At 45.1% G+C, this 12,030-nt stretch carries 13 protein-coding genes; 7 read left to right on the top strand and 6 right to left on the bottom strand.

Annotation, left to right across the window (positions count from 1 at the left end; translation table 11 throughout):
* Positions 1-25: 25 nt before the first annotated feature.
* Entirely contained in the window at positions 26-1,567 is a 1,542-nt protein-coding gene (gntK, locus tag AC0OMU_RS21350) for a gluconokinase (protein WP_015483939.1), read from the bottom strand.
* The gene (gene gntR, locus AC0OMU_RS21345; protein WP_003243132.1) at positions 1,560-2,291 is read right to left on the bottom strand and encodes a gluconate operon transcriptional repressor GntR; all 732 of its coding nucleotides are present in this window, start codon (positions 2,289-2,291) and stop codon (positions 1,560-1,562) included. Before gntR ends, gntK begins: the two co-directional genes overlap by 8 nt.
* A 195-nt stretch (positions 2,292-2,486) precedes the next feature.
* On the opposite strand from gntR, the gene AC0OMU_RS21340 reads away from it, so the two are divergent.
* Positions 2,487-3,635: a glycerate kinase gene (locus AC0OMU_RS21340; protein ID WP_474241530.1), complete on the top strand. Its 1,149-nt coding sequence runs from the start codon at positions 2,487-2,489 to the stop codon at positions 3,633-3,635.
* A 92-nt stretch (positions 3,636-3,727) separates the two neighbouring features.
* Entirely contained in the window at positions 3,728-4,759 is a 1,032-nt protein-coding gene (locus AC0OMU_RS21335; RefSeq protein WP_047183471.1) for a polysaccharide pyruvyl transferase family protein, read from the top strand.
* A gap of 39 nt (positions 4,760-4,798) precedes the next feature.
* Here AC0OMU_RS21335 and AC0OMU_RS21330 read toward each other — a convergent pair whose 3' ends face one another.
* Together AC0OMU_RS21330 and AC0OMU_RS21325 are read right to left on the bottom strand one after the other, a co-directional pair.
* Positions 4,799-5,491 carry an LrgB family protein gene (locus AC0OMU_RS21330; RefSeq protein WP_014478506.1) on the bottom strand — a complete coding sequence of 231 codons (693 nt, stop codon included), beginning with the start codon at positions 5,489-5,491 and terminating at the stop codon, positions 4,799-4,801.
* The gene (locus AC0OMU_RS21325) at positions 5,461-5,865 is read right to left on the bottom strand and encodes a CidA/LrgA family holin-like protein (RefSeq protein WP_009968420.1); all 405 of its coding nucleotides are present in this window, start codon (positions 5,863-5,865) and stop codon (positions 5,461-5,463) included. The genes AC0OMU_RS21330 and AC0OMU_RS21325 overlap by 31 nt, the downstream gene beginning before the upstream one ends.
* A 226-nt stretch (positions 5,866-6,091) precedes the next feature.
* Here AC0OMU_RS21325 and AC0OMU_RS21320 point away from each other — a divergent pair, with 226 nt between their 5' ends.
* A complete protein-coding gene (locus AC0OMU_RS21320) occupies positions 6,092-6,523 on the top strand; it encodes a MarR family winged helix-turn-helix transcriptional regulator (RefSeq protein ID WP_003243994.1) in 432 nt (143 codons plus the stop codon).
* Between the two features lie 56 nt (positions 6,524-6,579).
* Here the strand turns inward: AC0OMU_RS21320 and AC0OMU_RS21315 are convergent, their stop codons facing one another.
* On the bottom strand, positions 6,580-7,650 hold the full coding sequence (locus AC0OMU_RS21315) for an SDR family oxidoreductase (protein ID WP_474241529.1): 1,071 nt from the start codon (positions 7,648-7,650) through the stop codon (positions 6,580-6,582).
* Positions 7,651-7,781: 131 nt separating this feature from the next.
* On the opposite strand from AC0OMU_RS21315, the gene yxaF reads away from it, so the two are divergent.
* The 3 genes from yxaF (at position 7,782) to AC0OMU_RS21300 (ending at position 10,780) form a co-directional block, all read left to right on the top strand.
* Positions 7,782-8,357, top strand: a complete 576-nt coding sequence (gene yxaF, locus AC0OMU_RS21310) for a transcriptional regulator YxaF (RefSeq protein WP_015385135.1) — start codon at positions 7,782-7,784, stop codon at positions 8,355-8,357.
* A gap of 93 nt (positions 8,358-8,450) precedes the next feature.
* The gene (gene qdoI, locus AC0OMU_RS21305; protein WP_322839937.1) at positions 8,451-9,464 is read left to right on the top strand and encodes a quercetin 2,3-dioxygenase; all 1,014 of its coding nucleotides are present in this window, start codon (positions 8,451-8,453) and stop codon (positions 9,462-9,464) included.
* A gap of 107 nt (positions 9,465-9,571) precedes the next feature.
* Entirely contained in the window at positions 9,572-10,780 is a 1,209-nt protein-coding gene (locus tag AC0OMU_RS21300; protein ID WP_474241528.1) for a DUF418 domain-containing protein, read from the top strand.
* Positions 10,781-10,809: 29 nt separating this feature from the next.
* Here AC0OMU_RS21300 and AC0OMU_RS21295 read toward each other — a convergent pair whose 3' ends face one another.
* The gene (locus tag AC0OMU_RS21295; RefSeq protein WP_015385132.1) at positions 10,810-11,265 is read right to left on the bottom strand and encodes an RDD family protein; all 456 of its coding nucleotides are present in this window, start codon (positions 11,263-11,265) and stop codon (positions 10,810-10,812) included.
* 255 nt (positions 11,266-11,520) lie between these two features.
* On the opposite strand from AC0OMU_RS21295, the gene AC0OMU_RS21290 reads away from it, so the two are divergent.
* Positions 11,521-11,946 (top strand): DUF5391 family protein, encoded by a 426-nt coding sequence (locus AC0OMU_RS21290; RefSeq protein WP_015483936.1) that lies wholly within the window; start codon positions 11,521-11,523, stop codon positions 11,944-11,946.
* Positions 11,947-12,030 lie beyond the last annotated feature (84 nt).

Here is a 12,030-nt window from a genome sequence, read left to right as displayed (position 1 = left end):
AATGCCCTCCCCTTCATGTCATGTGCTATTTGTGTGTGATTAAGCCCCTCTGATAATCTGCAATTTGTGTATATTGATTTTCTAATAATCTTGATAGATTGATGAAAATCGGCATTAATGTTCTGTATTCCTTGGCTGAGTCTTCGATCGGCGTATGTCTGTATGTGCTGCCGATCATGTCGGACACGGCGTCGAAAGAGTCAATTTTTCCTGTTGCATACAGGCCTAAAATGCAGGCGCCGAGACATGAGCTTTCGTAGCTTTCCGGAACGACAACCTCTGATTCGAAGATATCCGACATCATTTGGCGCCAAACCTCTGACCTTGCAAATCCCCCTGTCGCTTGGATGCGGGTTACCGGGCCATCCATGCATTCAGTTAACGCCAAGAACACAGTGTACAGGTTGTAAATGACGCCTTCCAATGCCGCGCGTATCATATGCTCTTTCTTATGCGACATGGTCAGGCCGAAAAATGAGCCGCGTACATCCGGATTCCACAACGGAGCGCGTTCTCCGGCGAGATATGGGTGGAACAGCAGACCGTCAGAACCGGGTCTGACGCGTTGGGCAATTTTCGTCAGCACGTCATATGGATCAATGCCCAGCCGTGTCGCTGTTTCGATTTCGGAGGAGGCAAACTCGTCTCTGATCCAGCGAAGGACGATGCCCCCATTGTTCACAGGTCCCCCAATAACCCAATGCTTGTCCGTCAAGGCATAGCAAAAAATTCTCCCTTTTTCATCGGTTTGCGGCTTGTCAATAATCGTCCGGATGGCACCGCTTGTACCGATGGTGACGGCGATTTCGCCCTTTTTAATGGCGTTGACGCCGAGGTTGGACAGCACGCCGTCGCTGGCCCCGATGACAAAAGGCGTTTCCGGATCGATTCCCATTTGGATCGCTATTTCCGGGCTGCAGTGCTGAAAGATCTGTGTTGTCGGCACGAGTTTGGATAAGTGATCCGGCGTGATGCCTGCGATGCGCAGTGCCTCTTCGTCCCAATCCAAGCCCTTCAGGTTCATCATGCCTGTCGCTGATGCCAATGAGTAATCGATGACATACTCATTGAACAGCTGTTTAAAAATGTACTCTTTGATGCCGATATATTTTTTTGCCTTGGAAGCGATTTCTTTCCGTTCATTCGTGATCCAGGCAATTTTACTTAACGGTGCCATCGGATGAATTGGTGTTCCCGTCCGTTTGTACACCTCATGTCCGTTCAATTCCTCTTTGATCTTATGCGCCCAGCCTTCACTTCGGTTGTCGGCCCATGTGATGCACGGCGTCAGCGGCTTGTCATTTTCGTCGATTGCAATGACGCTGTGCATGGCGCTGCTGAACGAAATGAATGAGATTTGTTTTTCGGGATGCTGTTTTGTAATTCTCGCTGTTGTATGGATGACTGCCTGAAAAATCTCTTCCGGATTTTGTTCAGCTGTTGAGATGTCCGGTGTATAGAGCGGGTAGCCGATGCTTTCTTTCTGTACCACATCCCCGTTTTCACTGAACAGCACAGCTTTTGTGCTTGTCGTGCCGATATCGATTCCTAACATATAACTAGTCATTGTTGTATTCAGCTCCTTTTGCCAGCATTTGTTGTGAGAGCCATAGGTCTTCTACCTTATCCTGCACATCATCAAAGTTTTGGTGAAGAGACTGAATCATCAGCGCCCTATCCTTTGTTTTGATGGCTTGAATATAAAGCTCGTGGTTATCTAAGATCCTTGTGAAGTCTTCATACTTTTCCTTTAACCGTACCCGCATCGATAAAAGAATAAAGCTTTCCATGACGGGTTTTAGATTGTTCCAGATCATCTGAATGTATGAATGATCAATCGCTCGGATAATGGTTTCATGGAACAGCACATCTTGAAATGAAAATTCGTCAGCGTCCTCATATTTGATTGAGACTTTCATCATTTCAAGAATTTTGCTGAGATCCTTAACTAAAGGCTCAATGTCTATTTTGACAAGCCGCTCAAAGACAAATGTTTCTAATAGTAAACGCACATCATAAATTTCCGCGATTTTCTTCTCAGTTAAACCAATTACGACCGCTCCCATTCGTTCTAAGCGGATGATTTTTTCGGATGCGAGTATTTTTAGCGCTTCGCGAACCGGCGAACGGCTTACTGAAAACTCGGCGGCGATTGTATTTTCTGATAAAATGGTACCGCTTTCAATCAGGCCTGAAACGATCCGCATTCTCAGCTCGTATGCGACACGAACCCCGGTTGACGCTTTTGAGAGCCATTTTGCGGGATACAACAGGTCTTTGGAGTCTAGCATACACTCACCTTCCTCACTCAAGGAGTATACTTGTATACAAGTATGATAACGTGAATATTTCTTTTATGCAAACACTTTCATTTCTAATTTTTAATAAAATTTTTCCCAATCATTATGGTATTTATTTCTAAATGGAATATGGTACATTGGAGATAACTAGCATAAGTGAATCATGTTTTGAAAGAGGCGATTTGGATGAAAATCATCATTGCACCTGATTCTTTTAAGGAAAGCTTATCAGCTCTGGAGGCAGCCGAAGCGATAGAAAGAGGTTTCAAATCGGTCTTTCCGGGTGCTGATTACAGAAAATTGCCGGTGGCGGACGGCGGCGAGGGAACCGTTCAATCTCTGGTCGATGCGACCAACGGAAGGATCACAGAGCAAGTTGTCACAGGGCCGCTGGGGGAACCGGTGAGAGCTTTCTTTGGCATGATGGGAGATGGGAGAACAGCTGTGATTGAAATGGCTGCTGCTTCTGGGCTGCATCTGGTGCCTGTTGATAAGCGAAATCCGCTCATCACTACAACAAAGGGAACGGGAGAATTAATCGGAGCAGCTCTTGATGCGGGAGCGAAGCGGTTGATCATCGGAATCGGCGGAAGCGCCACGAACGACGGGGGAGCCGGGATGATTCAGGCATTGGGCGGAAGGCTTCTTGATAACTCAGGCAGCGAGATTGGCCCAGGGGGCGGCGTATTATCTCAGCTTGCATCAATAGATGTCAGCGGGCTTGATCACAGATTGCGGAATGTCAAACTGGAAGTTGCCTGTGACGTGGACAATCCGTTAACAGGACCAAAGGGTGCTACGGCTGTTTTCGGGCCGCAAAAAGGCGCGACGGCCGACATGCTGGATGTACTAGACAAGAACTTAAGCCATTTCGCTGATATGGCAGAAAAAGAGCTCGGATCAACCTTCCGAGATACAGAGGGCGCCGGTGCAGCGGGCGGTCTTGGATGGAGCCTGCTGACTTATCTTCAGGCTGACCTGAAAAGAGGCATTGATATTGTCCTTGAAGCGGTTGATTTTGAAAATATCGTTCAGGATGCAGATCTTGTAATAACCGGCGAGGGACGGATCGACAGCCAAACGGTTCATGGAAAAACGCCGATTGGCGTAGCCAAGGCGGCTAAATCATACGATGTGCCCGTCATCGGCATTGCGGGATCAATATCCCGAGACAGTGATGCCGTCTACCAGCACGGAATCGATGCGCTTTTCAGCATCGTTCCCGGAGCCGTGACTCTAGAAGACGCGTTTGAACATGCCGCAGAATATATGGAAAGAACGGCGCGGGACATTGCTGCGTCTATCAAATTGGCGAAAACGATGTTTCTGATATAGCCGATGCACATGCCAATGCATAGCCATCCTTCTTTTTGGGTAGAGACAGTTAACACACAATGAGGAATTCATCCCAGAAGGAGGACGCAGATATGACTGTACAAGAAATCAAAGGCAAAAAACTAGTAAAAGGCATTGCGCCAAATGTGGAGCCGGAAGCTCTGTTAAATGATAAACGAAAAGTATTTTTGTTTGGTTCCCCTAGTTACACAAACATTGGCGACCAAGCGATTGCGTATGCGGAAGAGAAATTTATCAAAAATCATTTTCCGTATTATGAATACATTGAGATTATGGATTATGCGACGGATGAGGGCATTGAACTGGTGAAGGAGATCATTCGTGAAGACGATATTGTCTGCTTTACAGGCGGAGGGAATTTAGGAAACCTTTATCTCGATATTGAGGAAGACAGAAGAAAGGTCTTTTCGGCGTTTAAAGATTACAAATCAATTTCTCTGCCACAATCCGTTTATTTTGAGGATACAGAGGAAGGACAGAAGGAAAAGAAAAAAACACAGGATGCGTACCATCAAAATACAAATTTAACGATTGCTGCGCGTGAGACGCAAACACTGGATGTTGTGAAAGAGACCTTCAACTCCAATGTGATCTTTACACCGGACATGGTGCTTTCCTTGGATATTGTGCCGCGAGAGCTCGAGCGGGACGGCGTTCTCTTTATTTTAAGAGCGGATAAGGAGAAAGTGACTGACGAAGATTTTATGTCACAGATGAAGAAATGGGCAGAAAAAACAACTTGCACAGAGCGTACCGATACGGTGCTGGATACGGTCGACACCATCGACTACGCCGACCGTGAAAAGCATTTTATGGAGATGCTAGACCGCATCGGCTCCAGTAAATTGGTGATTACCGACCGCCTTCACGCGATGATTTTCTCGATTATCACCAAAACACCTTGCCTTGTCTTTGGAAACAGCTATGGCAAAGCCAAACATTCATATCGGGATTGGCTTGAAAGCTTAAACTTCATTGAGTATACGGATAAGAATGATGTTGAGGAGCTGGAGCGTATGATTGACCGCCTGCTTCAAGCAGAACCGAATGACGTTGATTTATCTAAGGACTTTCAGCCGCTGGTTGATTTTTTTGCTTCTTAAACGAAAAAGACTGCCCTCACCCGGGGCAGTCTTTCTTTGTTAAATATGAAACAGCCAGACGACGAGTGGGCCGAAGAATGAGCCGAGCACCGCACAAAGCGTCATGGAGACGGAACTCATGGAGACGGCCAGTTCTCCATATTCCAATGCTTTGGAGGTACCCAGTGCGTGGGAGGCGCTGCCTAATGCAATGCCTTGTCCAAGGGAACTGCGTATGCGAAGCCATTTTAGGAAAAGCGGCCCGAGAATGACGCCTGAGAAGCCCGCAATCATGACAAATACGACTGTCATGGAAGGGACGCCGCCAAGACCGGCGGCGATCTGAATAGCGACAGGGGTTGTGATCGACTTTGGCAGAATGGATAATAAGAGATCATGATCAATCCCGAATGCTTCTGCGAAGATCAGCCCGCTGATCATTCCCATGCATAATCCGACCAGGACGCCTCCTAAAATAGGAACACAATGTTTGACAATGATATGCCATTGTTTATAAAGCGGATAGGCCAGTGCCACGACAGCCGGCCCAAGCAAAGAATTGATCCATTTCCCCCCGATCATATAGCCTTCATAGGAAACATGAAACATCATCAAAACCGCTACAATCAAAATGGTCGTTGTCAGAACAGGGATAAGAAATGGAAGCGGGAATCGCTTATAGAGTTTGACCATCGCTAAATAAGCGGCAACTGTTAAAAGAATTATAATGATCGCGATACATGCTTGCTGCATTTCTCTTTCTCCTCCCGTTTTTTTGCTTTTTTCTCTAATAGCTGGCTGGCGAATCCAGCCGCAATGATCGTGACGATGGTGCTGAGAACGACTGTAATCAGCAGCATCAGCCCATTGAATGAAATAAGAGACGGGTAGTTTATCACTCCTGTCATTGCCGGGATGAACAACAATGGTAGGAAGGATAATAAAAACCCTGCTCCGTCTTCAATGATGGAGACGGGAACAATACGGAGGCCCAAGCAGATCAGAAGCAATACCAATCCAACGATGCTTCCTGACACGGGTAAATGAAACAGATGCTGAATGGCTTCCCCGATCATAAAAAATACATATAATATCAACACTTGCAAGATAATTCGTATGACTTTCACATCAAGTGCTGCTCTCCAATCAGAACAGCTTCCTCCTTTCTGGTGCTTGCTTCTAGGATGGTTCTGAGGAATCGCTTTACTTTCTTTTTATATGATTGTACTATACAAGTATAATGATTGATTTAGTCATATAACGACTTGTATTTATTCAGTTAATGTACATTTGTATTATACAAGTATATATGGTGTTGTCAATGCCGGAGATTGGAATAGGGAGCGAGAGCGATTGCAAAATCAAAATCCAGTTGAATTAATTGAATATGAGCTGACGACTTTTATCAGGAGAGCTGTTTATCTGGATCAATCAGAGAAAAGAACAGGGAATTTGGAGAGATCTTCATACTTATTACTGAGACAATTGGATGAGTTTGGGCCTGCTCGTGTTAAGGAATTGGCAGAATCGTTTAAGCTTGATATTTCTACTCTTTCAAGACAAGCAGCTGCATTAGAGGCAAAGGAGCTCATCTATCGCTTCTCAGACCCATCTGATGGGAGAGTCAGCCTGTTTACCATTACAAAACTCGGCAAACAACTATTAAAAGCCGATCAGCAAAAGCGCCTTGAACGTTATGAACAGATGCTGAAAGAATGGTCAACACAGGAAAAAGAGATGTTCGGCGAGCTGCTGCAGCGTATGAACAAGGCTTTTATCGATTAACAGCTAAAAACCCATGGTTCCGCTGGAACAGCATGGGTTTTTCTTATGGTCAGAGATTATCTGCATCGTTTGGCGGCAGCCCAAGCCACTAGTCCGGCAACAACAGCCGCCGATACAATGGGGCGCTTCGTTGCTTTCGTGTAATAGCTTCTAGACCGCATCCATCCTTTATTTGTGCCTCTGTCATGCATACCGCAGCCCGCATCATAAAGAGCGCTTTCTTCTCGCGGTTTGGACGGTCTTTCGGCATGCTGGCTGTGATACATGATTTTTTCCATCAGTCTGTCGGTCAGACGAGGGAAAAGCGCGCCCAGCATGGCGATGGCTTTGGCCTGTGAGCCGATGTACATGTCGCGCTTAGGGTGTTCGGCGGCAAACAGGATAGCTTCGGCGACCGCTTCCGGCGGATAGATCATGGAGCGGTAATGAGCCGGCTGTTTGTCGAGGTAGCTGTGCGCATGCTCGTTATAAGGTGTGTCAATTCTGCCGGGGTGGATGAGCGTTACCGACACGGGCGCCTGTTCCTTTTCGAGCTCCATTCGGATGCTTTCCGTCCAGCCGTGAAGCGCAAATTTGGCAGACGCATATGTGGATTGAATGACTGTTCCCCTGTCTCCGAACAGGCTTCCTACATTAATGAGTGCGCCCGGCACACCCTTGCCGGTGTAGTGTTTGACAGCCGCTCTTGTTCCGTAAACAGGTCCCCAGAAATTTGTGTCGAACATGCGCTTCATGTCTTCGACGGTGACGTCCATGGCATGTCCGAAAGTCGAGACGGCCGCATTGTTGACCCATGTGTCAAAGTGGCCGAATGTGTTGATCGCGGTTTCTGCGATGCGGTTGACGTCCTCTTCTTTTCCGACATCCGCCTTTACCCATATGGCGTCGTGCCCTTTTTCCTTAAGTTCATCAGTGAGCTCCTTCAGCGCGTCTTCATTTCGCGCTGCTGCCACGACCTTTGCGCCTTTTTCTGATGCCATACGTGCCGTGACAAGTCCGATTCCGCTTGAAGCGCCGGTAATGACGATCACCTGATCCTTAAGCTTTTTCAGTTTGAGCTTTGTTTTTATGGCGGGGTTTTGTCGTTCAAGCTGTTCTGTATTCGTGACTGAATGATCGATTGTCATTGAGAGATCCCTCCTAGACGCTGTTTTTGTACATTTACCCCATCCGGAAGGGTCTTACCCCTTTTGACAATCACAGGGTTCTTTTTTATATTATATAAGTCGCTCTACCATACCTAGGAGGGAATGTTTTAATGACTAGCAGAGGAGATTCACGTGAAAAAATCCTTCACACGGCGTCACGTCTGTTCCAGCTGCAAGGATATCACGCGACAGGTTTGAACCAGATTGTAAAAGAAAGCGGTGCTCCTAAGGGATCGCTTTATCACTTTTTTCCGAATGGCAAAGAAGAATTAGCAATTGAAGCGGTTACATATACAGGTAAGATCGTTGAACATGTGATACAGAAAAGCATGGATGAATCCTCTGATCCTGTTGAAGCGATTCAGCTTTTTATCAAAAAAACAGCCAGCCAATTTGACAACACAGAAAGCATTAAAGGTATTCCAGTCGGTTTGCTGGCGAGTGAGACAGCGTTAATCAGTGAACCGCTGCGGACGGTTTGCATGAAGGTGTTTAAAAGCTGGGAAGCGGTTTTTGCCAGAAAATTAATGGAAAACGGATTTGCAGAAGAAGAAGCAAATCAGCTTGGAACGCTGATTAATTCGATGATTGAGGGCGGCATCATGCTTTCGTTAACGAATAAAGACAAAACGCCCCTTCTTCTCATTGCCGAACAAATACCAGTGCTGGTGAGAAAAAAAGGGTAGCATTTTGTTATCCTTTCTCCTACAATTATATAGAACGGTCTAGTCAGATACAATACATTATATAGACTGGTCTAAATTGGAGGAAGCGATAATATGAAAACATTATGTACACATTCATTGCCTAAAGAAAAAATGCCTTATTTGCTCCGGAGCGGAGAAGGCGAGCGCTATCTGTTCGGCAGACAGGTTGCCACGGTGATGGCGAATGGGAGGAGCACAGGTGATTTATTTGAGATCGTGCTTCTTTCCGGGGGAAAAGGAGATGCCTTTCCGCTTCATGTCCACAATGACACACATGAAGGGATTCTCGTTTTGGACGGGAAGCTTGAGCTGACACTTGATGGTGAACGCTATTTATTAATATCAGGTGATTATGCGAACATTCCGGCGGGAACACCGCACAGCTACCGGATGCAGAGCCACAGAACAAGACTGGTATCTTACACGATGAAAGGAAACGTAGCGCACTTGTATTCCGTTATTGGGAATCCGTATGATCACGCTGAACATCCGCCGAACGCAAGCGAAGAAGTCTCAAACGAGCGATTTGCAGAAGCAGCCGCTGTAGCGGACATTGTATTTCTAGATGAAGGAAAGCCTGCATGTTCGGCCAAATTAGCGGAACTTACAGAGCTGCCAGATGGAGCCGTTCCATACGTTCTTGAATCTGGAGAAGGAGATCGCCTGTTGACTGGAGATCAGCTTCACCGCATTGTGGCTGCACAAAAAAATACAGATGGCCAGTTTATCGTCGTATCATCTGAAGGCCCTAAAGGTGACCGAATCGTTGATCACTACCATGAACATCATACAGAAACATTTTATTGCCTTGAAGGTCAGATGACGATGTGGGCAGATGGCCAGGAAATTCAGCTGAATCCGGGAGATTTCCTGCATGTCCCTGCAAATACCGTTCACTCCTATCGCCTTGATTCTCACTATACAAAGATGGTGGGCGTATTGGTTCCTGGTTTATTTGAACCGTTTTTCCGGACGTTAGGCGACCCGTATGAAGGCCACATCTTCCCATGTGAGCCTCAGGCTTTGCGCTTTGATCGCGTTTTGCAGAATATCGACGCATTAGATTTAAAGGTGATGAAACCATAAAGATGACAAGATTGTAAGGTTTTCATGCCGGCCTGACACCTAAATCGATGTTTCCGCGCTTCATTTTTTCATACCCTTAAGGTACAGAAAAAAGGAGCGTGATGGCTATGTCTTCATTACAGCCGACTCTAACAAATGAGCGGATCGGTGTGCTTGATGTGCTGAGAGGAATGGCGATTTTCGGCATCTTATTTGTCAATCTGGCACATTTCAGTTATCCGGATATGTATTTGTCTATGCTTGGAAAAGAGAATTTTTTCATGGATAAGTGGTCTGAAGCTGATTTTGCCGCCGCAGACATACTGAAATTCTTCATTCAAACAAAATGTATTTTATTGTTTTCCTTTTTATTTGGATTTGGCATGGTTGTCATGATGGAGAGAGCAGAAAACAAAGGGAAACGGTTTGTTCCGTTATATGTGAGAAGGTTGATGGCGCTTCTCTTGTTTGGAACGATTCATGCGTTTTTGATATGGGACGGGGATATTTTAACAGAATATGCCCTGCTCGGTTTTGTCCTGCTCTTGTTTCGAAAAGCAAAGCCGAAAACACTGCTGATATGGGCGGTCTCTTTGTATTTTCTGTTTTCCATTCCGTTCATGTTGACAAGTTTTGATCAATCAAACGGACAGGAATGGGTACAAGCGGTAACACAGCAGGCAAAACAAGCGATTCATGTTTATGGAAGCGGTAGCCTGAGGGACATTGCAGAACAGCGGATCCACGACCGTCTTGTTTACATGTCTTCGAATGGCATGCTTACGTATAATCCGCTCAACTTCTTCTTTGCATCCATTCCATATTTCAGCATGTTTTTGCTGGGAGCTGCGGCAGCAAAATCTCGGTATTTGCACGAACCGGAAAAGCATCGCAAAGGATTAAAACGATTATGGATGGCTGGGCTTGTCATCGGCATCGGCGCCCAGGTGCTGTACAGTGTAACGGATAAAGAAATATGTTTGCTGATTGGCGCGCCTTTCCTCATGTTTTTCTATGTTACAACGGTTGTCTATCTTTATCATAAAACAAGAGTGAGAACAGTGCTGCAATCATTCTCCGCTGTTGGGAGGATGGCATTTACCAATTATCTGATGCAGTCTATTGTATGTACTTGGATTTTTTATCATTACGGCTTGGGCCTGTATGGAAAAGTGTACCCTGCTGCCGGTGTGCTCATTACAATTGCTGTTTGTACCGTTCAAATGGTCTTCAGCCACCTTTGGCTTCGTGTTTTTCGGATGGGGCCGTTTGAGTGGCTATGGAGAAGCGCTACGTATCTGTCGTGGCAGCCTATTGTAAAGAAAACAAAAGTCTAGATGCCTATTGGCGTCTAGACTTTTTTCTATTATTTATACACGACACGTGTTTTGCAAATGATGTCATGCAGGCCTTTTTTCTCTCCAAAGGCGATCATGATAAATCCAATATAAAAGATGATTCCTGATAAGATATAGGCAAAGTAACGGCCAATTGCCTGTCCGACAGAAACCCGTTCACCTTGTTCATTGACCACTTTCAGGCCAAGAATTTTTTTGCCAAGTGTGCCTTGCATTTTAGAAGCTGTGAGCAGCCCGTAATATAACACACTGATGATGATCATGATCAGCATTGTAGGCAAAAATGCAAGCGTCATGTATTTCACTAAATACTCTTCTTCCGTCATGTAAGGGTTTGTTGCCACAGCCCCAGCTACAAAAACAGAATTGATTATAAATAGAATAATATAACTAGGAACAGATACAATAATGCCATCAATAAAATAAGCTAAAAAACGAATCCAAAATCCTGCTGGTTTTTCCATGTATTTTTCTCTCTCCTTTGAATGAATCTGGAATAGTATACTTTGAAAAAGAAGTACATGCAATATGGTATGGTGATAAAATCCTGATATTACAGAAAAATGAGTCTTTTATCCTCTGTTTTTTACTATATAAATATACTAGAAAGAATCACATCATTTGTGTATGTTCTGGATTTTTTAAAAAAATATAATGAATATAACATTCAACTTACTTATAATAAAAAAGGTTAATATTTCTATTAAAGGAGGAGTTTGATGTCTAAAAAAAATAGCGTGGCGATCATGACAACCATTTCTGCGTTTCTTTTTTGCGCCGTGATTGTGGCGGCTTCACTTTCGCCGCTGGCCGGAACGGGAGCGGCGGCCAATCAGTTTAATTCAGCTGGCATGTGGTCAGCTGTCGGTATGATCCTTGTCTTGTATTTCATTCCATTTCTCGTTTATATGCTCGGAGTCGATGCAATGAGGTATGTCATGGCGGTGCTTTGCGGCTTCGGGCTTTTGATTCATTTGTCTTCGGCCGGTTTTATCTTGATGTTTAGTTTCTTTAGTGACCATCTGCTTTCTGAGTTGATCTTTGTTTTGGGAGTTAGTCTCGCTGCGGCTGCTGTCAATGTCATTTGGTTTGTGGCTGCATTTCGGCAGGGTGCTGAAAAAACGTCCGTGAATACTCTTACATAGTTTTCTAGTTTATGATGTTTTTGTGAAATAGATTTATAAAATGGGTGAATATGTTATGATGGTCACAAATTAGAAGTTACATAT

It is taken from the genome of Bacillus sp. FAU18 (assembly GCF_056033885.1).
This window is presented reverse-complemented; position numbering and strand designations above follow the sequence as displayed.